The following is a 22911-nucleotide window of genomic DNA, read 5'->3' on the forward strand; positions in this document are numbered from 1 at the left end:
CAACGCTAAGTGTTCACCAACCCAGAATTTATCGGCGGTAAGTAGCGCATTGATGAGCTGAGTGCTGCGACCTTCTTATGGTGGTGGGAGGTTACACCCGAGTCCAGCTGGTGATGGCCGTGTTGACAGCCGCAATGCCCTGGCTGACACCGTTGGTGACGTTGTGCACGTCATTTGCCACTGCCGGGATGTTGCTTCCCTTCCAGAAATCCTTCTCGTCCAGGCTGCGGGACAGTTTCTCGGCGATCACAAAGCTGCCGGCGATGACGGCCAGGCCGACGATTCCGGCACTGACGAGGATGGCTTTTTCAGTCTTGTTCATGGATTACTCCCCCACCAGGCGGTGGTCTTCAGTTCCGGGTGGCGCTGCGCCATGGCGATGACCGTGGCGCTGTACGGCCGGTTGCCGGTGCAGCCCAGCTCCGCCCGCACGACGCTGACACTGCTGTCGCAGCCCAGCTCCCCTGCCTTGTACTTCAGCCAGTTCCCGCGCCCCATGCCGTAGGTACGCAGGGTCTCGCGCACGCTCCCGGCGCACTCCGGGAACTTCGCGCGCAGGTACTTCATGTAGCGCACGCCCGCCTCCAGCTGGATCACGTGGGACTCGATCGGCCACGGGGTGCCCACCTCCTGCGCGGCGATCGCGGTGACCTGGAGTGGCCCGGTCGCGCCGCTGCTGGAGTTGTGGGCCAGCAGTTGCAGGTTAGATTCCGCGTAGGCGTGCCCGAACGCGAGATCCAGCGGGTACGCCTGGCGCTCGCACACGCCCACGAGGTTCACGGCCAGCTCGCGGGTGGCCAGTGGTGACAGGCGGCGCTGGGGGAGTTCCTTGTAGATGGCCTGCTGCACCAGGTCGACCAGTGCCGAGTGCCCTGGCTTCACGGCCGGAGGCGCTGGCGACGTGGGCGGCTTCGGAGCAGGCGTGGGGGTGGGGATCGGCGTGGGCACGGTGACCGGAGGCGTGACCGGCACAGTGGAGCCGCCCGACGTGGCCACCTTGCGCGCGGCCGCCGCGCGGTTCGTCAGGAGCACCAGGCCAGCGCCGACCAGACCGACCAGCAGCACGGTCTTAGCGCCGTCCCTGGTCATCGGTATCCCCTGTCCCGCTCAGGCCACGCCGCCGGAGTTTCCGGTGGTTCCGCAGATCCCACCCACCGCCCGGCGTGAACCACGCGAAGGCGTTCAGATCCGCGTGCCTGACCTGGTTCGCCTTGACCTCCCCAGCCACGTGCGAGAAGGAACGCCGCGCGCCCGGTGACACGGTGGCCGTGAAGTCCGGCGTGAGGTGGGGCGCCGGCATGGTGGCGTGGCTGACCACCCTGGGCTGAGGCGGGAGCATCAGGCCTCAGGTGGAGTGGGCAGGGCCGCGCTCAGGTCACTGGCCTGCACGAGTTCCGCACGGAGGGTGCGGAAATCAGCACGAGGAATCACGACGCCTCGCCACTGGTAAAAGTCCCCGGTGCTCACAAGTTCTCCGAGCGCCACGCCGATCGCATCCGTTTCGGTGCGATCGCCATAGGTCTCCCCCGTCATGTCGATGGTTCCCAGTTGCTCGCTGCTGCCGTCCTGACGTTCCAGGATGATGCGGTGTGTGTACTCGATCACGCGGCTCTCCCCCAAGTGGTTTTCATGTTGAGTGTCAGTCTGTTGGCCGATGTTTTGGTCATGGTGGCCGGGTTCGACAGCACGAATTTGTACCCTGAGTACGGGAAACTGTAGACGTAGCCGAACATCCACCCGTAGTGCGCGTAGTTCGCCACGCCGGTATCCCACACCACCGTCCGGATGCGCTCGAAGCTTCCAGCGACATACGTGGTCGGGGTGGAACTGATGGTGTCCGACGTGCCGCTGAAGGAGCCGCCAACGACGTCCGGCGCTCCGGTGTTGGCCCCATCAAGCGGCCGACCGTGCCAGATGGTCGTCTGCCCAGGGTTAAACCCGCGCGTGAACATGTCGATGATGTTCGTCGCCCCGCTGCCCGAGAACCACGTGGCGCTTCCCTGGAGGGTGCCTACACCGGTCAGGTCGAACTGCGACGCCACGCCAGAGCCATACGTGAGGGTGATATCCAGCGTGTGCGTCAGCTGCAGTTGCTGCCCGGCCTGCACGCTGAGGGAGATCGGGTTGCCACCCCCATCCCGGAACAGCTCCCGGATGCAGAGCAGGCCCCCGGCAGTGGACACGTCACTCAGGCCGAACTCGGTGAGGTTGTAACTCGCGGAGATGTTCAGGATCCGCGTTTGGGTGAACGACCCGGTGGCCACGCCGGCGGCGACCGCGACGGTATTGGTCGGGCTGATGCCGGCATCGGCACTCCCGCGCATCACCTCGGCCACCAGGGCCGACTGTGTGACCGCAGGCGCCGTGCTGCCCGTGCCCACACACAGGTAATTGCGCCAGTCTCCGAAATGGGAGCCAGAGCCCGTGTTCAGGTGGTTTGCGTTCGTGCCGAAGATGTTCATGCCCCGGTCAACGATCATGTTTGGCTGGTGGCCGCTCTGCGCGACGCTTCCGTCTTGGTTGAGCAGCTGCCATTCAATTCGTCCAGCGAGCCGCCCGTGAAGTTCCACGTCATGGTGCATAGGTGCCTCCTGTGATGCTGCCCTGTCCGGCCACACCGTTCCGATTGGTCACAGGCACGACCACGACCGGATTACTGCCGGTGAGGCTGCCCGTGCCAGCCAGGGCGTTCCGGTTGACATAAGGCACCGTGAGGTTCTCAAAGGCGCCCAGCAACACGGCTGCGCCGGTCAGTACGTTTTTTGGCGTGAACGCCAGCTGTCCTGCGAGGTAGAGGCCACTGAGTGACGCGGTGGTATTGAGGGCGTTCCGGGCCGTCGCGAGCACAGCAATAACCTCGGAGATCCCGCCGAGCGACGCCACGCCGCTCAGCCGGTCGCGGCCACGGATCGGGTACAGGCCCAGGTCAATCACCAGGTCGTTGCCCCCGGTCTCCCCGCGCACCTGGGCGCCGTAGGACAGCGCCACCACCTGATCCAGCACGGCATCCGTCAGGCCCACCACAAGTGGGTATTCCACGCCATAGGCGTCGCGCTGAAGCCGGTAGAACGCGGCCGTGCGGGCGCCATTCAGGTACATGAGAACCACGTCCGAGCCCGGCGTGAAATAGGAGGCCATGGTGTCCGTGAACAGCAGCGGATCCACGCCCGCGAAGGGTCCACGGTACGTGTAGGCCAGCGCGTTCGGATCCCACTGCCGGGCCACAATCTGGCCCTGATCCTCCCAGCAGACCACGTGGCGGGCCGCCTGGTCGAAGGCCAGGCCGATGTGCCGGGTGGTCGCAGACATGGGTGGGAAAGCCTGCCCAGGGAGCACCTCGACCCACGCGGCCCCCTGACGCTGTTCCAGGATCAGGCCGCGCGCTCTGTGCCAGTACAGGCTCCACTCCACGCTGTGCAGGGCCTGGTAACTCCCGTCCAGGGGCTGCGCCATCGTCTGCGGCCCGAGGGCCTGCACGCGTTCGGGCCGCCGGGTGTGCGCGGTGCGCTTGGTGACGACGACCTGGCGCACGATCAGTGCATGTACAGCTGGTAGAAGGCGGGGCCGTCCGGGCCGGGATCGATCACGACGTGACTCACCAGGCACGTCAGGCTGATGGTGGTTCCGGGCGGCACGGTGTGCGCAGCGCTGGCCTGGCCGCCCACGCCGATCAGGGTGACCTTGAAGGCGTTCTCGCCGAGGTTCGCATAGAAGCCCCTGGACACGGCGCGGCCCTGATTGGCAGTCTCCACATCGATGTCCGCGCGGACGGCCGTGGTGGTCTCCACGATCACCGGCATGTTGCTGAGGCGGCGGGGGGCGATGCGCGCGGAGTCCTCGACGTCCACCACGCCGAATTCAAAGGCCAGGATGCGCGCCTGAGCCTGGCCAGCCTCACGGCCGGCTTTGACCTCACCGTAGATGTGGGCCAGGCAGACTTCCAGCTTCTCCAGACCGGTTTGGAGCATGGGAACGAACTTCGAGATGTCAGGGAACACTTAGCAGTCCTCCAGGGACGTGAGGCGGAGATAGAGCCGGGGGGCCGTCCACTTGAGGACGGAGGGCAGCACCAGGAACGCGAAGCCCACCGCGTTCATGACGCGGGCGACGTCGCGCCCCGGCACCAGGTGCTCCCAGTGGAACAGGGTCATGACGACGCCCGCGATGTACAGGAAGCTGCCGAAGCCCTTGCTCCACTCGGCGTAGGTGCGGGTGGTGCCGGTCACCACGAACAGGATGTGGCGCACGCAGTACATGACCAGCACCACGCGGGCCATGAGCAGCAGGACGTCCAGCAGCTCCACCATCAACTACCGCCGTCCTTCGGTGGCGCCGGTGGCGCGGGCGCTTTGTCCGCGCGATCCTGCCGCTGTTCCTTCAGGCGCGAGGCCACTTCCGGCACCCCGAAGATCGTGGCGATCACGCCCCCCAGGAACAGCGACCAGGTGGAATCGAGCGGGACATTCCGGTAGAGCGAGTTGCCGGCCAGCGCCAGCATCACGATCACAACGGCAATGACCACAAGGCCGATCAGTCTCTGCATTCGAGTTCCTGGGAGCGCACACGTTACGCCGTTCCGCCGCATCCACAGCCGCACCCACTGGTGGTCTGCGCCTGCTGACGGGCCTTGTACAGCTGGAGGGACAGGGCAATCACGCCATAGACCAGGAGCGAGCCCACGGCCGTGTACGCGCCCTGGCGGATGAGCTGGGCTCCGGAGTTGGTGCCATTCATGCGGAGATCCTCGTGGGGTCGATGGGCAGGGTGATCGGCCGGTTGATGAAGTTGAGCCACGACTGGAGGCCCAGCGTGGGCGTGATCGGCGAGGCGGTCACCGCGGACCCGGCCAGGACGTACCCGCCGGTGGACTCGTTGAAGGTCGCGCTCCCGCCCGCGTACACAGCGCCGGGCGCCGGCTCACCCACGGCGATCGTCGCCGGGATGGTGGGCATGGGGGTGGTCGAAGCGCTGGGCGCAGGAGCAGCGGGCGCGGCCGCCTGGCCGTGCCGCTTGACCAGGTACCCGACCCCGACCGCGCTGGCGCTCACCACAGCGAGCAGCAGAGTGATGGAGACGGCCGTTTTCATGGCGTGTACGCGTGCACGCCAAAGCTGCTCCCCGTGTCCGAGGTGGCACTGCCGGCCGGCGTGTAGCCACTGGGGGCGGTCGTCGGCGAGGAGGTGGAGGGCGGCGTGACGTTCGTCCCATAGTTGCCGTACTGCTGCGAGTAGGTGGGCCCGTAGAGGCCACCCTGAAGCACGGGCAGCGGATTGGTCACCGGCGGGTGCAGGCTGTTGCTGCCGTCGTAGGCGGGGTTGATGGTCGGCCCGTACCCGTTGAAGCTCAGGCCGTTGTGGATCCCGAAGGTGGGCACCTTGTCCCAGAAGGATCCGCTGCTGAAGGTCTCCCCGCCAGCGGGCCGGCGCAGCAGCGTGGCCACGCCCACGGTGACGATGGCCAGCAGGCCACCGGCGAGGAGCATGGTGGTGGTGTCGGGTTTCTTGGTCATGTCGTCCTCACGGCCACGGGCTGGACTGTGACGCCCAGCTCGCGCAGGTTCTGAATGATGCTCAGCTGCTGGCTGTTCAGGGCGGAGAGCCGCGTGAGCAGGGGCCGGCGTTGATCGGCCAGCCGCGCGTCCCACGCCGTCTTCACGGCCGCATCGATCAGGGGCTGCATGCCACTGTTGGTGCAGCGGACGGCCTGTGTGATCCAGGGCCCGCTGTTGCGACACGTAGCCCACTGCTGGTCAGAGATGCTGGCCACCAGGGTCTGATCGAGCGGCGTGTGGTCGATGACGTTCAGCTGGTCGGTCAGCAGCTTGATCTCGTTCTGCGCGGTGGCCAGATCCCGTTTCAGGGAGTTGATGGCGTCCGTGCGGCGCCAGGCGGCCTCCTGCTGCTGCTGCGCGGTCAGGGCCTGCTGCACGCTCCAGCCGCTGGCCCCACTGCCCACAGGTGTGACCACGCCGTTGCCGACGACAAGGCCGGATCCGGCGGCGGCCGTGCCTGCCGGCTTCAGCAGCCGGTACGCGCCCACGGCCGCGCCCAGGATCACCACGACACCCAGCGCCAGGCCGGCGCCGAGGATGGTGGGGTCATTCTTGGTCATGCCTCACCAGTCCTTCCGGATCCCGGCATACGCCCAGCCGGGGCCGATGTAGTCATAGTTCACAGGGCCGGTATCGATCAGCTGTGTGCCGGCGTAGCCCGTGGCCACGCCCACCTGCTGCACGGGCAGGGTGGGATCGGCCGACGTGGGCAGGCCCACCGGTGTCCCGGTGACCTTCTTGCGGGGAGCGAGGCTGGACGCGAGGGCCAAGCCGCCCACGCCCAGCACGGCCACGACAGCGACCGCCACGAGGGGGCGGCCCCGCTTCACCCGAGGGCCTTGAACGCGATGAGACCGGCCACGATCACGCCCACAGCTGCCAGCCCGTAGAGCAGCATTTCGTGGTTGGCGGCGGCCGCCAGCTTGTCGTGCTGCACCTGCGCGGCCACCATGTCCTGCTGGGTCTGCGCCTGGGTGAGCTGGGCCTGCGCGACGGTCTTGTCCGTGCCGTCAAACGCGTGGATCACGCCGGTGGCCAGGGTGCCCAGGCCACCGACGGCCGAAAGCCATTCCATGCCAGCCGCCTTACAGCGTCCCGCCGCGCAGTTTCAGCTCCGCCTGAGCGTTGAGCTGCGCGGCGTCCAGGACGCGGACGGGCGTGTCGAACACCGGCAGGCTCAGCTCGTGCTGGGCGTACTGGTCGAACACGATGGGCGTGGTGGTGCGCGCGGCCAGCTCCAGGCGGAACTGCGGGGGCAGCGGGTACTCACGGCCCTCCCCGCCGAAGGTGGGGGCGCTGCGGGTGTTGCTCTGGTCGGTCTCGTGGATGGAGCGCAGGGCCGAACCGAACAGCTTGGCGCGCGAGGTGTCGGAGCCCAGCGGGCGCAGGATCCGCAGCTCGAACTCACCGTTGCCGGTCGTGTGGTACACGACGACGTGGGTGGTGTTGGCGGGCAGGGTCACCGTGACCGTGCCGGCCGCGAAGTCAGCGGCGGAGATGCTGGCCAGCTGCCACGTGGCCTTGTTGTCGATGCTGGTGTAGGCCAGCAGATCCGGGTGGCTGGTCGTGGGGAACGCGGCCGCCGGGCGGGTCGTGCGGATGGGGCTGTGCCCGGCACCGGCCAGGTTCACCACGTAGGCACCGGCGGCCGTGCCGCCCGGCACCACGAATTCAGCGCGGCCCTTCAGGAAGAACCGGAAGTTTTCACCGCCCTTGAACAGCAGGAGGTGTCCCAGCGGGCCGTCGAAGTAGGCGACGGTGCTGAGAATGCCCAGTACCTGCTGCCCGGGAGTGAACTTCTCCGGGGTCAGGGTGAGCCGCATGGCCTGTGCCAGCGGCAGGAAGGGCAGCCCATGAGCGAGGCCGTTGGCAGAAGGGCTCATCAGTTCAGCTCCTCGAAGTCCGCCTGGAAGAAGCTCTTGGTCCAGTCGACCACCTGCGGGCCCTCGACGTACACCAGGAGCTGGTGCGCCTCGGGGATCTCGATTCCCACACCCACGTTGAGATCCGTCTGGCCGATGATCGTGGCCTTGTAGTCCTCGTTGCGCTGCTGGGTGGTGTCCAGGTCACGCCACACGCTGTAGGGGATCGCGCGGTGGAACTTGGGGAACTCGTCAGCCGGGCCGCGCGTGGCGACCAGGATCCGGGACGCGCCGCTGATCTTGGCGTTGGTGGCGTCGCGCAGATCCAGGATCAGGTAGGTGCCGTTCACAGGCACGCCGCGCACCATGTTCTGGTTGTGCAGGCGGTACAGCGCGCCGCGCGGGACGGTGATCGTGGCGACCGGCGTGCTGGTGGCCGCCACGTTGGCGGTCAGGGCGATAACGGCGGCGCTGCTCTGGCTGGTGACACTGGTTTTACGCATGGGGGTTGCCTCCGCGGGCTGGGATGGTGGGGTGGGGGTTACTTGTTGAGGATGGCCGCGACGTCCTGGAAGACGTGAGCCAGGGCCACCGCCGCGACGCCCAGGAAGGCGTACTGGGCGTGCCCATTGGGGACGTACTCGATTCCCGCCACACAGGCCACGACCACGCCCAGGCGGGCCAGCTGGCGATTGGTGCCGAGCTGGGGAGCTTCCGCGCCTGCGCTGCCATCGGCGGCCGGGGCGTAGAACTTCAGCTTGCCGTTGGTCACGCTGGCAATCCCGAAGGTGTCACGCATGCCCGTCCAAAGCTGATGCTCCACGGCGGCCCCGGCGGCCGCACCGACGGCCGTGGCGAGCACGCGCGGATCCTGGAGGGTCTGAAGAATGTTGCCGTCCGGCTTCGACAGCCACTGGGTTTTCTGCATCTCGAACATCACGCATTCACCGCCTTTTCGATCTTCATGACCGCGTACTGCTGACGAACCACGAGGCGCACCGCTTCACGGGTCACCTTGTCGATCACGAACCGCTCCACCATGTCCACGATGGGCAGATCCATGTACTGGCCGATGGCGGGCAGCAGCTGGTCGACCGATTCCACGCGGTCGATCACCCACTGCACGGCCGCGTCTTCCTTCTCGCCAGTGGTGGCGCCGGGCAGTTCGTTGAACTTGCTGGTGACCACCTGGCGGGCGAGATCCTTCACGGTTTCGAGTACCTGATCCATATACCTGTCTCCTTTACGCGGCGATCGCCACGCGGCCGCCGTGCCCATCTCTGCGAATGACTGCGTTCTTGCCGCTCTTGCTGTCCCGCACCGCGTACTCCGGCGCGCCCCCGTCATCCGGCCGGGCAAACTCACCCGGATCCGGCAGGCTGGGGAACAGCGCCTGGATGCGCTTGCGGTCGTTGAAGTCCGTGAGGTTGAAGACGATGACGACATTCACCTGCTTGATGGCCAGGTGGGAGAGCGTGTCGCCCGTGGCGCTCTGCAGCGTCTGCGTTATCTTCAGGATGTCGAACCCGAACTTGCGGCCCTCGGTCTCCAGGCGCGCGAAGCTCTTGGGCATGGCCCGCTTGGGCAGGAACAGGTGGGTCTCGTCGAACACCACCAGGACTTCAGTGAATTCTGTGTTGTACACGCCCAGCGTCCACAGCGCGCGTCCCAGCGTCTCCAGGAATTGCGTGCAGTTCTCGCCGGCGGCCACCTCGAAGTGCACGCGCTTGTGGTGCCGGATCAGATCCGCAATGGCCTCTTCGCTGTAGGTCTTCTTCTGCTGTTCCTCGCCCACATACTCGCGGTGCGTGAAGTGCTGGGACAGCTCTTCCGTGGTGTTGACCGCCACGGCATACCGGGTCCGCGGCAGCATGGCCGGCAGCAGTTCGTTGTCCACGAAGTGGCTCTTGCCACTCCCGGATCCGCCACAGACCAGGATGTTGCGGTAGTCCCGTCCGGCCATTACTCGCCGGTCTCCGGGTCGTCCAGGAACTCGCGCAGCACCTCGGACGCCTCACCGTCGCCCACGATGACCACGGCCGGGCGGGGCGGGCACACGATACTCTCCAGGATCTTCAGCAGGCCGTAGGCGGCCAGGGTCGTCACCAGGATCTCTTCCGCTCGTCTCATACGGTCGCCACCTTCAGGTTCACGGGATTTGCCGCTGTCTTTGCGTTCAGGAAGGCGAGCGGGTTGCGGAAGTACTGCACGGTCAGGGCCTCCTCGATGGGATCCAGGCCCGGAAGGGGATGGGCCACGCCGCCCGTGAGCGGGTTGTGCGGGTTGAACCGTGGAGTGGGCAGCCCCTGCTGGATGACGTCGAAGTGGAGGTGCACGTTGTCTGTTCCGGACTCACCCATGCGGCCGATCATCTGCCCGGCCTTCACGCCGGCGCCCTCACTCACGGCGCGGCTGTCGAGGTGGGAATAGCGCGTGTACACGCCCAGCGCCGGATGCGAGATCACGACGTTGTTGCCGTACCCTGGCGCGCTTCTGCTCGTGCTGCTGACGACCACGCCGTCCGCGATGGAGAACACGGCGAGCCCAGGCAGGTGCGGCCGCAGGAAATCGACGCCTGTGTGGTAGCCATAGCCGGCGCGGTACCCAGCGAGGGGGTTTTGCTGCCAGGTGCCGTGCGCGTAGTGGCCCAGGAAGCGCGGCCCGATGGTCACGCGGGACAGATCGACCGGCCAGAAGAGGCCAGGGGCCGCCGGCGTGGCCGGGGTCGGCGTGGGAGTCGGGGTGGGGCCAGTGTTCTGCTTGGGCGGGGTGGGAGTGCCGCCCGCGCTGGGCGGGAGCTTACTCACCACGACCTCCCTCACCAGCTCCACTGAAACCGAGATCTGCCGACGAAAGAGAAGGGCCGAACCCAGCGCCAGCGAAGCCACCAGCAGCACCTGTCGCTGCTTCTGGGGCGGGAGTTGGGAGAGATTCGACATACTTGCTCCTCGTGCTGTACACGCCGTAGCCGAGCACCGCGACGCCCAGCGCCACGGAGAGCCATTCGGGCATCTTTCCGCCGGCACCCGTGACGCCGTAGGCGGCCAGCGCGTCAGCCAGACCGCTGAACTGGACGCCCAGGGCCACAAGTTGGTTGTGTTTGAAGTCGTCCTTGTACGCTTCGGCCAGGCCAGCCGGGAGACCGAAGGCGGACAGCTCCGCGACCACGCCGATGATCTGATCCGGCGTCATCGGGGGGGCTTCAGGTTCCTCCGGCGCCGCTGCGGTGGCCTTGGTAGGCACGTCACCGACGACCGCACCCGCGAGGGTGGGGCCTGGGGTCGGATTCAGCTCGTCAGCGGGCGGGGGCGTGTCGGGCAGCGCCGGCGCGGGGCCGGGCGGGAATTTCAGGGTGGTGTCCGGCATGGTCGCTGCAGTCATGTCAGTGACCTCCAGCCATCAGCCACGTGGCCGCTGGAGCGGGCACGCTGACAGGCAGGATGGGAGTGGTTGGGGTGGGCGCAGCTGCACTCCCACGGCCTGCTGAGGGATGACCCGTGCGGCCACGACGCGACGCGGCTCCCGTGAACACCAGCAGACCGGCGGCGAGTGAGCCACCCAGCGCGACCAGGATGGCCGGTTGCTTCAGGGTGCGCCGCGCGACGGCGGGCAGAGCCTGTGTGGGTGGAGAGGGGTGGAGAGGAGGGGCCGGCGCGACCGGCACCAGGGGGGCCGCCTCGACCAGCGAGCGGGTCAGGGGATCGAGGCCCGTGAAGGCCTCGCCCTTGACCTGTGGCGCCACGGTGGGCGCTGACAGTGCAGGCGCGACGGGCGCCGGTACCGCAGGGACAGGCGTGGGCGCCGCTGTGCCGCCTGCTGCCCCTCCGGAGATCTGCCGGCTGGGGAGCCGGGCCGGGTTCATGGTCATCAGTTCGACGCCCTGCGGCTGATATTCCGGGTGGAGGCGTCCGCGTTGCCCAGGGAGCCGGTGACCTTCTCGCCGGCGCGGTACAGATCCTTGCTGGTCTCCGTGGCTTCATGGCCGGCGGCGCGCAGCTGCGCGATCACGAACACGGAGGTAAAGCCCACGGCCGCGATCCCGAACAGCGAAACCGGATTCTTTACCGCGTCGCTAGCGATCTGCTTGGTGGTGGGCTGCACCGGCGGAGCCACCACAGCGCCGGGCGTGGAGGGCGGGGCCTGCACCACGACCGGCGCGGCCGTGACGCCGTTCTGGACGTCCGTGCCGTTCAGGTTGATTCCGAACCGGGCCAGGATGGTCGGCGTGAACAGTGCCGTCAGCAGGATCTGGATGAACAGCGGAATGGCAGGCATCAGCCGACCACCAGCCACATGTAGGCGATCCCGGTGGCCGGGTCGTAGCCCTTGCGCGGGTAGTACGCGAAGCCCTTGGGCTTGATCACCAGGGGGGCCGCTTTCGTGACTCCATCGCTGTTCGCGTAGAAATTGCCGCTGGGGAAGCGGACGTTGGTGATGCCCTTGGCCTTCAGGGCGGCCACCATCGCAGGCCGCGCGAAGCGATCCCAGAAGGTGTTGCTGTTGAACACGAACGCGGCCGCCTTCTGCATGATCGGCGAGGTGAACTTGAACTGGAGCTTGGCCAGCCCCTTCCGGAGGGTGTCCGTGCTGCCCAGTGGAACGACATAGAGGCCAGGCGCACCCACGGCCGCGCCGGCAGTGACCCCCGTGGTGGATGTGGTGGCCATGGTCATGCCAGACCCCCACTCACTGCCCGTCTCACATTCATCGCTCGCATCGAAGCGGGTTGTACCAGCGCCTGGACGCGATTACGACAGGGATGGTTGATGTGGCACCCTCATGTGGATGCCACTTTTACGATGTTCCTGAGCGTAGATTTAAGGCGTCTTAATACTTCATTTCAGGGCCTTCACGTACTGCTCGCCCATGTTCCGCACGCTGGTCTCTGCGTAGATCTGCGTGGTGCCGATCCGCTTGTGCCTCAGGAACCGCTGCACCTGGTCGAGGGGCATTCCGGCATCGAGGAGGATGGTGGCCACCGACGCGCGCAGACGGTGGGGCGTGACGGCCTTCTCAATGCCAGCGGCGCTGGCTGCCTCCTTGACGACCTTCTGCACCATGCGGGGCGTGTACTGGTCGTGCCGGTTGCTCTCGAACAGGAACCCCTCACGGCGGCCGCCGAGGTGCGTCCGCAGCTCCTGCGCCAGGCCGGGCAGGATCGGCACGTAGCCGTCGCTTCCGCCCTTGGCCACCACGATCCGGATCTGTGGGGGCTCCAGTTCCAGGTGCAGGTCCCCTGGGCGCAGCGCCACGAATTCGGACACGCGGGCGCCGGTATAGAACAGGGTCTTGATCATCAGACCGTAGACTGGTGCCCGCCGGTAGGCGTGATCGATGAGGCGTTCCACCTCTCCCCTGTCGAGGCGGGCCACGGTGCGCTGCCGTTCCTTCGGAGGCTTCAGGCCCACCTCACGGCGCGCCGCTTCGACCGCGTGTTTGGTCTGGTCGTAGGTGAGGTGATGCTTCCGGAACAGCCGGGCCAGCTCACGGGCCACTTCGGAGACTGGAGCGGCAGAGTTCGCAGTGTCTGAATGACCGCGAACTCTGCCCCGTTTTGCTGCCGTTTCTGGTGCGCTCACCCCGCCATTCTAGGTTGAGAAGTTCGCAGTATGAGCATTCTGCGAACTGTCTGGAATGCGCTTCCGTGTCCGCTCAATTCTACCTAAAGATCCACGCCGAGCTGCGTAGACTGCCTTCACCCGCCATGGAGGGCTCATGCCATACAAATCCCGCGCGATAGCGATCACTCCTCTTCTGCTACTTGCTTCTTGCGCTAGCCGCATCCAATACCCAGAGCCACCAGCAGTCCTGGACTATAACCCCCATCCAGCCGCTCTCGGACAGGAAGTGACGGTGACAGGCCCAGTCAATGATGCTTTCAGCGAGGGCTTGAGTATTTATGACAACCCCGGGTTAACTGGCGCAGTTTACGGTCATGTGCTGGCAAATCGCCAAGCTGAAGTCATCCTCAACTCGAAGATCACCATGCGCTCGGTCTTCGGTGACTTTGGGATGGTTCAGCCATTCGCCAATTACTGTGAGGACGGTGAGGTCTATGAAGATCTTCCTAATGTAGATTGGGTGAATATCGGCATCGCCGCTCTGTACGCACCTTCCAAACCACTACCCCCCACTTTTGATAAGAGTGGCGAGGCCTTCCCTGCGACGGTCGCACAGAAGCTGAATAACAATGAGCAGAGCACCATAGTGACTGGGTATTTTATCCACAGCAGAAGCGACGCAACAATTATCAGCCACCTTTCTTGTGATACCGCAACGCAGAAGACAGATTTGTATGTCAATCTAGAGCTCAAGGCTGGGTGGAACGTGCTAAAACGCCAAGACAGGTCTACAGGTGCCTCGTTCCGCAATGTAATTTCAGTGGTGACTGGTGCAGCGGCCGATTATTCAATAAGGTGAGCAACCGGCCGCGCTCTTAGCATTATCTGCCCAAGTGTCCTATCGTGACGCCTGCTGAGTATCGTTGCGCCTCCCACCAGGAGAGTACCTTCTGCACTTCAGAATCGGGCACCGCGGCGTTGTTGGGCTGGTAAGAGGTGTTCTCGCTGTAGGTTCCCAATCCAGCCTCCAGGCTGTAGTCCCAGCGGGCGGCCGGATTGTTCGGGGTCGGTTTGCTGCGTGCTGAGTAGTTCCGCCGTAAGCGGATAGAAGGCACGTCGTAGGCGGGCAGGCCCGGATACAAGTCGTGTCTTCGGTAATCCCGGTTGTAGAACGACGCGTCTCCTTTCACCGACGACAGGCGCCCATCCCTCCAGCGCCCGAGCGCAGCCGCGCGGTTGTCCTCGATGGTGATGTTCCGGTGGCCGCCAGCATTCGCAAAGCTGTAGTTGTCGCTGTTTGCGGCCGCGCAGTGGTGAATCCAGATGTTCTGACCAAGCATCCCGTCCACGATCACGACCCCCCCGCTGTACTTGGGACTGTCGAAGCCAGGATCCCAGCCGTGGTGGGCGCCGTTGCCCCGGATGAAGCGGAACTCCATTGGGCTGTCGTCGGTGCCGCTCGACGAGCTGATGTTCACCTTGTCCTCGACGTAGCTCTTGCCCTCTTCGTCCAGGAGATCCAGCCACTCCACCAGGACGCGGGGAACGTTCTTCACGTCGTTGAACTGGAGGTGCTGCAGTCGGTAGAAGTTCTGCTGGTAGCCGCCCTTCCCGTCGCTCATTCGCCCTTCTACATTCAGACCCTTGTAGAGCCTGATCCGGATGGTGACCGCCTGCGTGGCCAGGCCGAGCCACTTGCGGAGGTAGACGCCGGCCGTGTGGTCGTGCTCGATGTTCCCTAGGTCGGCCATGTCGAAGTTCTGCAGGTCGATGAAGCCGCCGAAGTTGCGGCCAGCCACGTCGGGATTCAGGCCGAGGCCGAACAGGTCAGGGGCGATGAGCTTGGTGTGATCCATGCCGCTCTGCACGTGGGCACCCTTTGAGCGGGTCTGACCGATCAGGGTGACTTCCTCCTTGGTCATGAGCTTCACAGCTGGCTTGAACGGATCCGTGCTCTGCCAGGCGCCCCTATAGACGCCTCCCCTGGTGATGACCAGGTTGTCCATCCACGTCGGCCCGATCACGACCGGCGCAGGCGTCGGGGGCGGTGCAGGCGCTGGCTGAGGCACCACGACCGGCGTAGGCGTCGGAGCTGATGCAGGGAGGGGCACCGGCAGGCCGCCACCAGGTACCAGGATCTGGCAGACCTTCGGGGTGCCCACAGCCGGATCCGTCCCGAAGAAGGCGTTGTTGCAGTAGCCGGTAGTCGTGACCTCGCGGGCCACCCACTTGTCTCCTGCTCCATAGCGCACCACCTGTGTGCCTGACACGGCAAACTTCTCGTTCTCCTTGGCCACAGGCGTGTAGACCCCAAGCGGAGCGGGCCCGCTCACGGGAGGGGCGGCCGGCGCCGGGGCTGGCACTGGTGCCGGAGTTGGTGCAGGTGCAGGCGTGGGTACCGGCGCTGGAGCGGGCGTGGGCGCTGGCACGGGAACGGGCACAGGTGCAGGCGTGGGAATGGGTGCCGGAGCTGGCTGCGGCGTGGGTACCGGCGGGGTCGTGACCGATCCCAGCCAGGACGGATCCGGCGTCACCACCGGGGGCGTGACCGGCACAGTGGGCAGTGGGGTGGGTGTAGGTGTTGGAACTGGTGCAGGCGCCGCTGGCGGCGGCATCGGGGGCTTGGGCAGGAAGAAGTTGAGCAGTCGAGTGATCCAGTTGAACATGCAGACTCCAGGGGTGAGAGGCGGTCAGCCGACACGGCAGGCGAACTCAAACAGGGCATCGAGCTTCAGGGCCACCCCCTTGCCGATACCGGGCCGGTGGGTCATGGAGCCGCCCTCGCCGATCCGGCTGTATTGGGAGATCTCGCCGATGTGTTCCAGCACCGTGTCTGCGGCCTGAGGTGAGCCCAGGAGGATCACCAGCAGCTCCCGGTCGGTCAGGTCGTTGATCGATCCGGGCTTGCGTTTCGAGTACAGCTGATTGAAGCGGGCCGCTCCGGGATTCTTGGTGGAGCGCTTGGTGGGGCTCTTGGTAGGGGTGCCACTCAAAAGGGTTCCTCCACGCGAAAAAACGAGGCCACAGGACGGCCAGGAATGGCCCTCCGGAAGCGGCTGAGGGGTAACGGATGGGGGCTCACAGGGTGACGCCGGCCGACTTCGCCTCCTTCACGAGCCGGCCGAGCTGGAGGTTCAGGTTCCGGATCCGGGTGCGGTGGGTCTGCTGAGCCTTGCTGGTCTTCGCCTTGCCGAGCTTCAGCTGCGCCGCCTTCAGGTCGTTGGAGGCCTTCAGGTGATCCGTGCGGATCTGCGTGGCCGTCCGGTGCTTCTTCGTGCTGACCTTGGCCTTCCGCGTGGCGGCCGCGCGCGTGGCCTGGTCGCTGCGGTAGGCGCTGTGCAGCCCCTGGCGTTCGATCTGCTCCAGGATCTTCTGCCCGTCCTCGGACAGCAGGCCGTCCGCAATGTCCTGTTCGAGGTCGCGCAGCTGCGCCTGTGTCAGCTCTCCCCTCGCCACGGCGCGGCGTGCTTCCAGGAACTGGACGCGGTACCGCACCGGGATCCGGATTCCGGTGGCCTCGTCCCGCTTGTGAATCTTCGTAATGACCATGCCGTCCTGCTGGCTGGCCCGGCCCACCTTCAGGCGCAGGGGAGTGCTCTCCTTCGGGGTCTTCACCCAGCGGCCGGTGCGGGCATCCTTCCAGCGGGTGGACACCACCTGGATCGGGTAGATGTGGGCGCGTGGGCGGGATGCCACTCCGGGCTGCGCTGGGACGGGTCTCTTGTCACCCTTCCGGCGCACCGTGCCGCCCTTGATGCCAGGGGCCGCCCCCGTCCACGTCCAGCGACCGCCGGATGCGCTGGCCTTGCCTGAGATCTCCAGCATGGTCAGATCCGCCGTGGTGTCCGCCGGCGATCGCCCCGTGCGGGCGGCCAGGTCGTCCACCAGGATCGGCCCGCGACTGGCCTTCAGTGCTGCTTCCGTTGTGGTCATGAATCCTCCAAATTCTGTAAATGGCGTAGTTCTGCTGTTGGATGGATCCGCAAATGGTCAGGAATGCGCGCCGTGCAGCGCGCGAAAGAAGTGGCACCCACACGTGGAATCCCACGTGCAACAGTCCACGGCCGTCGGCGAGTACTCGGCCGGATCCTGCGCACGGTCGCGGCGGACATCGATGTCGGCCCGTTCTGCGGGTGACGTAGCACTCACGCCACCGACCACCCCCGAGGGGCCAGCTGGTAGGCGTCCTTCAGTTGCGCCCACAGGCTCTGTCCACCCCCCTCCGGGATGGCCTTCAGCCGCCACATCAGCAGCGCGCCCGCGTTCGTGCAGTCGCCGGCGGCCAGGTCACCGCGCACCTGGTCCATCGTCAGCAGCACGACGTCCCAGAGGTTCACGCCCACGGTATCGAGGCGCAGCAGGCGCCAGAGCACCCAGTGGTACATGCTCACGCTGCCCGAATCCCCGTACAGCGCCGCGAGGTAGTGGGCCGCAGCATCCACCGCAGCGGCCTGCTCGTGCCTCCGGAGTCCCCGGACACTCTGCACGTCCCAGACCGCGCCCAGCGCGGCGCTACGCGCTGCAACAGTCATATTTAACGGGGGTGTGGATTTGAAACCGGGATTAACAGTCCAGCGCACGGCGATTTCTGCGCCTTCAGTCGCCTTTAGGCCTTCTAATGACTGTTGCAGTCCCGCATTTTTGAGCGCCCAGACGGTACGCAGGCCCTCTGCGGTGCCCTTGTTCTTCGAGGCGGCCACGCTGTCCGCGCACAGGTCGCGCCACTCGTGCTTCAGGGCCTCGTGGGACACCCGCAGGCCACAGCGTGGACCAGTGAGGCTCACGGCCCACAGCAGGCCGTCAGAGACCCCTGTGCGCGCCGCCGTGCCCTTGCCCTTCCCGCTGGCCTTGGCCCGCTTCTGCTGCGCCTCCACGGAGCCGCGCGCCGCGATCGGCGCGGCCGCCGTCTTGTGATCCCAGCGGACGGCCAGCTGGTGGCCCCGGATCTCCCCGGTCTCCACATCGACGTCCTCTCCGATCTCCTGAGCCCAGCGCCACACCGTGGAGCGGTTCACTTCCAGGATCAGGGCCAGCAATTCCGCCGGCAGGTGCAGCTCCGCGACGTCCGGCAGGCGGGACAGGCCCCGACTGCGCGCGTTCCCGACCGCACAGAGCACCAGGAGGCCGTACAGCCGCCGGGCACCCGGGCTGATCTCCAGGCCGCGCGTAGCCTGGCCAGCCAGGCGCTCCGCCGTGGCGTGCAGATCCCGGTACGCATCCACCATGAGCGGGCTGGGGCCCGCGATCGCCACGCGCGGATCCGGCCGGGCATCGATCACGCTGGCCGGTGGCGTGAAGACGATGGGGGCCGGGCTTGGCGTGGCCTCCACTTCAGGCGGTACCGTCTCCCCTGCTGAGGGGAACAGGCCGCGCACCTTCTCCAGGAACTTGCGGGTGGCGGTCATTTCGACAGCGCCTTTTCGATCGCTCCGGAGGTGGCCTCGGCGATCGTGGCCATGTACTTCAGCCCCTCCTCGTCGGACACCCCGCACGCTTCGAGGGCCACGCGCAGCGCCTCCGTGGCGGCGCCCTTCATGGCCCGGTCTGCCTGCTGCACGACGTCCAGCTGCTCCGGCGATAACAGCGCCTTCAGGAGGATCCGCTGACGCAGCTCCGTCCGCACGGCCAGCAGCAGCGCCACGCCGCCGGCGGTCAGTGCGGCACTCACAGTCCACTTCCCTTCAGCTGTCGGTCGGCCTTCCGGCGCTGGAAGCGCACCGTGTTCGAAGCGTGACGCACCAGGTGCTGCACCCGCAGGTTCATGGGGTGGCGCTTCGAGATGGTGGCTACCCGGGCGGCCAGCGCGTCGAGCACCTGGACGTCGAGGCGCTGGCCCGCACTGATCGCCTTCGACGGGATCTGGCTCAGTTCCGCACAGTCCGTGGAGACCATGCCGGGCACCTCCGCGAACAGAGAGCCAATGGGGGGAAGTGGAGCGGACGCGTGTGTCATGGGGGGAGTCCTTGTGTGCGGCTAGGCACGCGTTGAAGTGGCATCCCGGTTGGGGAACCCACTGCGCTGCCCACCACGGGCGGAAAACGGGCAAAGGGACGTCGTGGCCGCCGGAAACGTGGCGGTCGCATGGGAGACCAGGGGTGGACGCACCCCGCATGGCCCACTCGGTGGGGGAGTCGGGATGGACGCTCACCAGGGCAGCCGGAGGGGGCTGCCCACTGGTCAGCGGCGGTGGTTCACGAGAACGCTGGGGGGCCGCGCTCCCGTGGTTGGGGGTGCTTGCTCACTCCGGCTCTCCGGAGGGAATGGGAGGGCGCTCCAGGGCGTGGCGGGACGCCTCGCGGATCAGTTCGACGGTGGCCGCGCCGGCCAGGCTGATCTGCATGACCAGCGCGGCCTGCACCAGCAGGCGGGCCAGCGCGGACATGGCCACGCCCAGCAGCGCCCCAATCAGCAGCGCGCCCAGCCACAGGGCCAAGCACGTCCGGCCAGGCGCCGGGTCACCCTTCACAGGGCCACGCCCCAGCGCATGAGCACCTGTGGCGAGAGGTAGCGGCTGTGAGTCCCTACCCAGCCCAGGCGCTGCGTCTGTCCGCAGTGGGTGCAGTGCAGCGAGTACATGGTGTGATTCGCCTGCGCCTCGCCCAGCAGCTCCACTTGCTCGTGCTGGCACAGCGGGCAGCTGGCCAGGGTCATGTCCAGCGTGGGGGCAGCCGGGAGGGTCAATCCGCGGCCTCAACAGCGACGGTCTTGACCTGCTGCGCCTGGCGCGCCACGTGCTGCGCCAGGCGGTCGGCGATCAACGCCTGTGCCTGCTCGGTGGTGCCTCCGCTGGGCAGGCCTTCGATGACCACGCCCGCGAAGTACAGGGGCGGCCGCTCGCGCTTGCGCCCGCTCATGCGGGCACGTCCTGGTCGATGGGGAGCGGCGCGCCCAGGCTCGCCGTCGTCACCAGGGCGTGCAGGCCCTTCACCTCTGCGGCCGTGACGTCGTAGCGCTGGAACTTCAGCACGCGGTACGCGAACCGCAGCACCATCTCCATGCGGCGCACGTCATTGGGTTGCAGCACGACTTCATCCCAGGCGTCCAGGAGTGGCGTCAGCTCAGGTGGCCCGGCGGCCGCCGGCACGTCCGGCACCTGATCCCATTCCAGCGGCCCGGTCATTGGTTCAGCTCCGCGATCAGCGCGTCTGCGTACTCCAGGGCCTTCCCTGCCACCTTCGAGGGGGGCATCTGGAGCGTCTGGCCACCCGCGAGCAGTCCCTGAAGGGCCATAACCGCGATCCACTCCCGCCGGGCGCGCTTGTGCCGCTCGTCAGTGAGATCACGCCCCGCGTCGTCGGCCGTGGGGGTCACAGCGCCACGCGTCCCGCCCAGCTGAGGGCGCTGGTACCGCCGCGAGGCTTGGGGGCAGCCGGGGCCGGCGCTGGAGCTGAAGGCGTGGGGCGGTCGTCACTCTTCATGGGGTGTCTCCTGTGGGGAAGCCATACGCAGGAGCGGGGCAGCATTTTTCTGTAGCAGTTTGTTGCTAATCGATGCATCGTAAAGAGCGTCGATGCTCACCTGTAGCGCCCTCGCTAGAGGTGCAGCGACGTCCAGAGCAGCACTTCTTTGCACGCCGCGCTCGTGTTTCTGTATCGTCGTCAACTTTACGCCAGAGAGGTCTGCAAGCTGTGCCTGAGTGAGGTGACGCCACTCCCGCAGCGGCTTTAACTGCGTCAGGGCGTAGCTCTGCGAAGGCATGCGAGAATCCTAGCCGCTTGGTTCTAGCAAGTCAATGCTATGGCATTTAAGGGTTAGGCACTGCGCAACTCTGTGTATAGCATCAGCGTACTAGCGGGCAGATGCTAGCCACCTCAAACATGGCCAATCCACGAGCACGGGCAAATCAGAAACCTATCCCAGACTGGGCGGAAGCCCTGAGGGTTCGCCGTGTGCAGCTTGGCCTTTCTCAAGAGGATTTGGCAGCGCGGACAGATGACCTCGTTTCACAACGCACAGTCTCCGCACTTGAAACTGGCGCAACTCCCCTCGACAAGATGGCCATAGCGCGAGTGGTCAGCTTAGCCAATGCATTGGACTGGAGCATTAGGCAGATGCAAGACGCTACAGGTATCGATCTCGGCGCAGCAATTCCTACTGAGTGGGTACAGGCGGGTTCGGGCAAGCAAACCCTCACAAGCGTCGCTGATGTCATGCGTGTCCCTGTTATAGGTATGGCCAGCGCCGGCGCGCCGGTCAATGACGAAGAGGACGAACGGATCATCGGCTGGGAGTACCCCACGGCTGACGAATACCGCCCCCACATGCTTGTGCTCCAGGTGGACGGCGAGAGCATGAACAACGGCGATGCGAAGGGAATGCAGCACGGCGATCGGCTCTACATCGATCCACGCGAGCTGGAACTGCACGAGGGCCGCATCTACGTGGTCCACGTCCACGGGAACGGGATCGTGGTCAAGCGGGCGCGAAAGCTGGGCAGCGACTGGTGGCTGTTCAGTGACAACAAAGACTTTGCCCCCACCAAGCCCGACCAGGCCACCATCATCGGCCGCGTGTTCTTCCACCAGCCACGCGGGATGCGGCTGTGACCCTCCCCCCACCCCTGTAGATATGTGAAGGCGGTTCAGGAAACTGTGACGTATAACAAGGCGTATTACAGTGGTAGGGAGGTGGAACCATGCGACGATCCGCCAGAAGGATGTTTGCGCGAGGGGCTCGACTGGGACGACGAAAACCGTACTCACTGCAAGCGGCTAACACCCGAGCAGATAGAGGCAGGGTTGGCCGACGGATACCTGTTTTACGAGTACGACCCTTATCCCGATGAATGCCGGTTCCGCGTCCTCTTCCAACTCGTACCCCACGACACAAGAGTGCTCCGCAGTCACCAGATCGTCTGGCGGCTAATCATCACTACCAGGGGCGGGCGAATGCGGCCTGTATCCGTGATGGAGGAGAAACGACCTCAGGCGCGCGAAGAGTTCCTTCAGCGGCACAGAGACGGTGATATTGAATGACAAGTGAACCAAAAAAAGTAATTCGTAAGCTCACCGAGAATCAGGAGTCAGCGGCGTTTCGTCTGCCGAAAGCCCTTCTCACATGGGTGGATGAGCAGGCAGTTCGGGAGGAAACGTCTCGGACAGCCATTTTTCGCCGAAGTCTCGCCCTGTATCAGCGCATCGCCAAAGGCCAGACTCTTCTCGTACCGGCCAGTTCAAAAACGCAGGATCAGCTAAATGCCCTAGCCAAGACACAGGAGTGCTCATCGGAGTATATCTCAGAGCATCTCCTACGCGAAGCCGTTCAGCAGGCCGCTGCTCAGGTAGGCACAAAATGGACTTTGCGCGTAGCAGGTTCTGTTATGCGTATCACCACGACTAGCCAAGGGAATTCATATCAGGTGTTGCGGCTATCGCCGACGCAGCATTCAGTTCGCCCATGAACGAACTGGCTCGATCTCTATCGATTGAAAAGATTGTCGTAGATGATGTTTTTTGGCAGATCGAAAATATCAATTCGGCACAGCTTATAGATCCTGTAGTGACTCTAGAAATATCTACGACGGTAGAAGATCCGCAACTTGCGCGCGCGCAGTGCGAGTTTGAATTGCGAGACGATTCAAAGTCCTATTTTAAATGCCGAACCCATGTGTATATGCAAAGTAAGGGTGCAGATTTCAACGAGCTCCAGTCGGCACCGGCAACACGCAGGTTTACAGAGGCGCTGTGTATGGAAATGGCGATGGGCCAGGCCAGAAGTCTTCTCATGCACGCGTGCGCTCTTGCAGGACTGGCCCAGCCGCTCCTCCTGAGTGGCGTGGTCTCATCTATGATTGAGCTCGATCCAGGCGGCACCGACGCTTCTCCGCAATACCTTCGTACAGAAGACGAGCTCGACCCGGATAGGACTGACACAAGGTGACTAGCCACCCAGGCAGGTCGAAGTCCTGACCAGCGCGCCAACCCTCCCCCTCCCAGGT

43 protein-coding genes are annotated in these 22911 nt (G+C 65.5%); 4 read left to right on the forward strand and 39 right to left on the reverse strand.

The features are described from left to right. Positions 1-91 precede the first annotated feature (91 nt). The 27 genes from E7T09_RS04420 to E7T09_RS04535 form a co-directional block, all read right to left on the reverse strand. Complete coding sequence (locus E7T09_RS04420; protein ID WP_136387896.1) at positions 92-322, reverse strand: hypothetical protein; 231 nt, start codon at positions 320-322, stop codon at positions 92-94. Further along, the gene (locus E7T09_RS04425) at positions 319-1089 is read right to left on the reverse strand and encodes a lytic transglycosylase domain-containing protein (RefSeq protein ID WP_136387897.1); all 771 of its coding nucleotides are present in this window, start codon (positions 1087-1089) and stop codon (positions 319-321) included. The genes E7T09_RS04420 and E7T09_RS04425 overlap by 4 nt, the downstream gene beginning before the upstream one ends. Beyond that, entirely contained in the window at positions 1070-1339 is a 270-nt protein-coding gene (locus E7T09_RS04430) for a hypothetical protein (protein WP_136387898.1), read from the reverse strand. The genes E7T09_RS04425 and E7T09_RS04430 overlap by 20 nt, the downstream gene beginning before the upstream one ends. Further along, positions 1339-1605 (reverse strand): hypothetical protein, encoded by a 267-nt coding sequence (locus E7T09_RS04435; RefSeq protein WP_136387899.1) that lies wholly within the window; start codon positions 1603-1605, stop codon positions 1339-1341. The genes E7T09_RS04430 and E7T09_RS04435 overlap by 1 nt, the downstream gene beginning before the upstream one ends. Beyond that, positions 1602-2582, reverse strand: coding sequence for a hypothetical protein (locus tag E7T09_RS04440; RefSeq protein ID WP_136387900.1), 981 nt, complete (start codon positions 2580-2582; stop codon positions 1602-1604). Before E7T09_RS04440 ends, E7T09_RS04435 begins: the two co-directional genes overlap by 4 nt. Then, positions 2572-3531, reverse strand: coding sequence for a hypothetical protein (locus E7T09_RS04445; RefSeq protein WP_136387901.1), 960 nt, complete (start codon positions 3529-3531; stop codon positions 2572-2574). Before E7T09_RS04445 ends, E7T09_RS04440 begins: the two co-directional genes overlap by 11 nt. A 2-nt stretch (positions 3532-3533) precedes the next feature. Next, entirely contained in the window at positions 3534-3998 is a 465-nt protein-coding gene (locus E7T09_RS04450; RefSeq protein WP_136387902.1) for a hypothetical protein, read from the reverse strand. Beyond that, the gene (locus E7T09_RS04455; RefSeq protein ID WP_136387903.1) at positions 3999-4310 is read right to left on the reverse strand and encodes a hypothetical protein; all 312 of its coding nucleotides are present in this window, start codon (positions 4308-4310) and stop codon (positions 3999-4001) included. Then, positions 4307-4543, reverse strand: a complete 237-nt coding sequence (locus E7T09_RS04460; RefSeq protein ID WP_136387904.1) for a hypothetical protein — start codon at positions 4541-4543, stop codon at positions 4307-4309. Before E7T09_RS04460 ends, E7T09_RS04455 begins: the two co-directional genes overlap by 4 nt. Before the next feature lie 23 nt (positions 4544-4566). Next, complete coding sequence (locus E7T09_RS21810; RefSeq protein WP_168734693.1) at positions 4567-4734, reverse strand: hypothetical protein; 168 nt, start codon at positions 4732-4734, stop codon at positions 4567-4569. After that, on the reverse strand, positions 4731-5087 hold the full coding sequence (locus tag E7T09_RS04465) for a hypothetical protein (protein WP_136387905.1): 357 nt from the start codon (positions 5085-5087) through the stop codon (positions 4731-4733). The genes E7T09_RS21810 and E7T09_RS04465 overlap by 4 nt, the downstream gene beginning before the upstream one ends. After that, a complete protein-coding gene (locus tag E7T09_RS04470; protein WP_136387906.1) occupies positions 5084-5509 on the reverse strand; it encodes a hypothetical protein in 426 nt (141 codons plus the stop codon). Before E7T09_RS04470 ends, E7T09_RS04465 begins: the two co-directional genes overlap by 4 nt. Beyond that, positions 5506-6111: a hypothetical protein gene (locus E7T09_RS04475; RefSeq protein ID WP_136387907.1), complete on the reverse strand. Its 606-nt coding sequence runs from the start codon at positions 6109-6111 to the stop codon at positions 5506-5508. The genes E7T09_RS04470 and E7T09_RS04475 overlap by 4 nt, the downstream gene beginning before the upstream one ends. A gap of 3 nt (positions 6112-6114) precedes the next feature. Beyond that, positions 6115-6360, reverse strand: coding sequence for a hypothetical protein (locus E7T09_RS04480; protein WP_136387908.1), 246 nt, complete (start codon positions 6358-6360; stop codon positions 6115-6117). 17 nt (positions 6361-6377) lie between these two features. Continuing rightward, on the reverse strand, positions 6378-6626 hold the full coding sequence (locus E7T09_RS04485; protein ID WP_136387909.1) for a hypothetical protein: 249 nt from the start codon (positions 6624-6626) through the stop codon (positions 6378-6380). A 10-nt stretch (positions 6627-6636) separates the two neighbouring features. Further along, positions 6637-7434 (reverse strand): hypothetical protein, encoded by a 798-nt coding sequence (locus tag E7T09_RS04490; RefSeq protein WP_136387910.1) that lies wholly within the window; start codon positions 7432-7434, stop codon positions 6637-6639. Then, entirely contained in the window at positions 7434-7916 is a 483-nt protein-coding gene (locus tag E7T09_RS04495) for a hypothetical protein (RefSeq protein WP_136387911.1), read from the reverse strand. The genes E7T09_RS04490 and E7T09_RS04495 overlap by 1 nt, the downstream gene beginning before the upstream one ends. 38 nt (positions 7917-7954) lie before the next feature. After that, entirely contained in the window at positions 7955-8341 is a 387-nt protein-coding gene (locus tag E7T09_RS04500; protein ID WP_136387912.1) for a hypothetical protein, read from the reverse strand. Between the two features lie 8 nt (positions 8342-8349). Continuing rightward, entirely contained in the window at positions 8350-8643 is a 294-nt protein-coding gene (locus tag E7T09_RS04505; protein WP_136387913.1) for a hypothetical protein, read from the reverse strand. A 13-nt stretch (positions 8644-8656) separates the two neighbouring features. Further along, complete coding sequence (locus E7T09_RS04510; protein ID WP_136387914.1) at positions 8657-9376, reverse strand: ATP-binding protein; 720 nt, start codon at positions 9374-9376, stop codon at positions 8657-8659. After that, a complete protein-coding gene (locus E7T09_RS21815; protein WP_168734694.1) occupies positions 9376-9543 on the reverse strand; it encodes a hypothetical protein in 168 nt (55 codons plus the stop codon). Before E7T09_RS21815 ends, E7T09_RS04510 begins: the two co-directional genes overlap by 1 nt. Then, the gene (locus E7T09_RS04515) at positions 9540-10220 is read right to left on the reverse strand and encodes a M23 family metallopeptidase (RefSeq protein WP_168734695.1); all 681 of its coding nucleotides are present in this window, start codon (positions 10218-10220) and stop codon (positions 9540-9542) included. The genes E7T09_RS21815 and E7T09_RS04515 overlap by 4 nt, the downstream gene beginning before the upstream one ends. Further along, entirely contained in the window at positions 10213-10794 is a 582-nt protein-coding gene (locus tag E7T09_RS21820; protein WP_168734696.1) for a hypothetical protein, read from the reverse strand. The genes E7T09_RS04515 and E7T09_RS21820 overlap by 8 nt, the downstream gene beginning before the upstream one ends. A 1-nt stretch (position 10795) precedes the next feature. Continuing rightward, positions 10796-11155 (reverse strand): hypothetical protein, encoded by a 360-nt coding sequence (locus E7T09_RS04520; protein WP_136387916.1) that lies wholly within the window; start codon positions 11153-11155, stop codon positions 10796-10798. A 125-nt stretch (positions 11156-11280) separates the two neighbouring features. Continuing rightward, a complete protein-coding gene (locus tag E7T09_RS04525; RefSeq protein ID WP_136387917.1) occupies positions 11281-11688 on the reverse strand; it encodes a hypothetical protein in 408 nt (135 codons plus the stop codon). Beyond that, positions 11688-12086, reverse strand: coding sequence for a hypothetical protein (locus tag E7T09_RS04530; protein WP_136387918.1), 399 nt, complete (start codon positions 12084-12086; stop codon positions 11688-11690). Before E7T09_RS04530 ends, E7T09_RS04525 begins: the two co-directional genes overlap by 1 nt. A gap of 162 nt (positions 12087-12248) precedes the next feature. Then, the gene (locus E7T09_RS04535; protein ID WP_240741605.1) at positions 12249-12908 is read right to left on the reverse strand and encodes a tyrosine-type recombinase/integrase; all 660 of its coding nucleotides are present in this window, start codon (positions 12906-12908) and stop codon (positions 12249-12251) included. Between the two features lie 220 nt (positions 12909-13128). Between E7T09_RS04535 and E7T09_RS04540 the strand changes: the two genes are divergently transcribed. Next, positions 13129-13833 carry a hypothetical protein gene (locus E7T09_RS04540; protein ID WP_136387920.1) on the forward strand — a complete coding sequence of 235 codons (705 nt, stop codon included), beginning with the start codon at positions 13129-13131 and terminating at the stop codon, positions 13831-13833. Positions 13834-13855: 22 nt separating this feature from the next. On the opposite strand, the gene E7T09_RS04545 is transcribed toward E7T09_RS04540, so the two are convergent. Next, positions 13856-15244: a hypothetical protein gene (locus tag E7T09_RS04545; RefSeq protein WP_136387921.1), complete on the reverse strand. Its 1389-nt coding sequence runs from the start codon at positions 15242-15244 to the stop codon at positions 13856-13858. A gap of 95 nt (positions 15245-15339) precedes the next feature. Here E7T09_RS04545 and E7T09_RS21825 point away from each other — a divergent pair, with 95 nt between their 5' ends. Then, the gene (locus E7T09_RS21825) at positions 15340-15477 is read left to right on the forward strand and encodes a hypothetical protein (protein ID WP_168734697.1); all 138 of its coding nucleotides are present in this window, start codon (positions 15340-15342) and stop codon (positions 15475-15477) included. Positions 15478-15664: 187 nt separating this feature from the next. Here E7T09_RS21825 and E7T09_RS04550 read toward each other — a convergent pair whose 3' ends face one another. The 11 genes from E7T09_RS04550 to E7T09_RS04595 form a co-directional block, all read right to left on the reverse strand. Continuing rightward, positions 15665-15967: a hypothetical protein gene (locus tag E7T09_RS04550; protein WP_136387922.1), complete on the reverse strand. Its 303-nt coding sequence runs from the start codon at positions 15965-15967 to the stop codon at positions 15665-15667. 85 nt (positions 15968-16052) lie between these two features. Further along, positions 16053-16907 carry a hypothetical protein gene (locus E7T09_RS04555; protein WP_136387923.1) on the reverse strand — a complete coding sequence of 285 codons (855 nt, stop codon included), beginning with the start codon at positions 16905-16907 and terminating at the stop codon, positions 16053-16055. 212 nt (positions 16908-17119) lie between these two features. Next, positions 17120-18379, reverse strand: a complete 1260-nt coding sequence (locus E7T09_RS04560; protein ID WP_136387924.1) for a hypothetical protein — start codon at positions 18377-18379, stop codon at positions 17120-17122. Further along, positions 18376-18642, reverse strand: a complete 267-nt coding sequence (locus tag E7T09_RS04565; RefSeq protein ID WP_136387925.1) for a hypothetical protein — start codon at positions 18640-18642, stop codon at positions 18376-18378. The genes E7T09_RS04560 and E7T09_RS04565 overlap by 4 nt, the downstream gene beginning before the upstream one ends. Beyond that, complete coding sequence (locus E7T09_RS04570; RefSeq protein ID WP_136387926.1) at positions 18639-18926, reverse strand: hypothetical protein; 288 nt, start codon at positions 18924-18926, stop codon at positions 18639-18641. Before E7T09_RS04570 ends, E7T09_RS04565 begins: the two co-directional genes overlap by 4 nt. A gap of 286 nt (positions 18927-19212) precedes the next feature. Further along, positions 19213-19407 carry a hypothetical protein gene (locus E7T09_RS04575; RefSeq protein ID WP_136387927.1) on the reverse strand — a complete coding sequence of 65 codons (195 nt, stop codon included), beginning with the start codon at positions 19405-19407 and terminating at the stop codon, positions 19213-19215. A 29-nt stretch (positions 19408-19436) separates the two neighbouring features. Continuing rightward, entirely contained in the window at positions 19437-19655 is a 219-nt protein-coding gene (locus E7T09_RS04580) for a hypothetical protein (protein ID WP_136387928.1), read from the reverse strand. Then, complete coding sequence (locus E7T09_RS21830; protein WP_168734698.1) at positions 19652-19828, reverse strand: hypothetical protein; 177 nt, start codon at positions 19826-19828, stop codon at positions 19652-19654. Before E7T09_RS21830 ends, E7T09_RS04580 begins: the two co-directional genes overlap by 4 nt. Next, positions 19825-20094 carry a hypothetical protein gene (locus tag E7T09_RS04585; protein ID WP_136387929.1) on the reverse strand — a complete coding sequence of 90 codons (270 nt, stop codon included), beginning with the start codon at positions 20092-20094 and terminating at the stop codon, positions 19825-19827. Before E7T09_RS04585 ends, E7T09_RS21830 begins: the two co-directional genes overlap by 4 nt. Further along, the gene (locus tag E7T09_RS04590; protein WP_136387930.1) at positions 20091-20285 is read right to left on the reverse strand and encodes a hypothetical protein; all 195 of its coding nucleotides are present in this window, start codon (positions 20283-20285) and stop codon (positions 20091-20093) included. The genes E7T09_RS04585 and E7T09_RS04590 overlap by 4 nt, the downstream gene beginning before the upstream one ends. A gap of 96 nt (positions 20286-20381) precedes the next feature. Then, positions 20382-20672: a helix-turn-helix transcriptional regulator gene (locus E7T09_RS04595; protein ID WP_136387931.1), complete on the reverse strand. Its 291-nt coding sequence runs from the start codon at positions 20670-20672 to the stop codon at positions 20382-20384. Positions 20673-20791: 119 nt separating this feature from the next. Here E7T09_RS04595 and E7T09_RS04600 point away from each other — a divergent pair, with 119 nt between their 5' ends. Continuing rightward, positions 20792-21520: a LexA family transcriptional regulator gene (locus tag E7T09_RS04600; protein WP_168734699.1), complete on the forward strand. Its 729-nt coding sequence runs from the start codon at positions 20792-20794 to the stop codon at positions 21518-21520. Positions 21521-22370: 850 nt separating this feature from the next. Further along, on the forward strand, positions 22371-22853 hold the full coding sequence (locus tag E7T09_RS04605; RefSeq protein ID WP_136387933.1) for a hypothetical protein: 483 nt from the start codon (positions 22371-22373) through the stop codon (positions 22851-22853). The last annotated feature ends 58 nt before the right edge of the window (positions 22854-22911 follow it).

The sequence above is a fragment of the Deinococcus sp. KSM4-11 genome (assembly GCF_004801415.1).
Taxonomy (GTDB): Bacteria; Deinococcota; Deinococci; order Deinococcales; family Deinococcaceae; genus Deinococcus.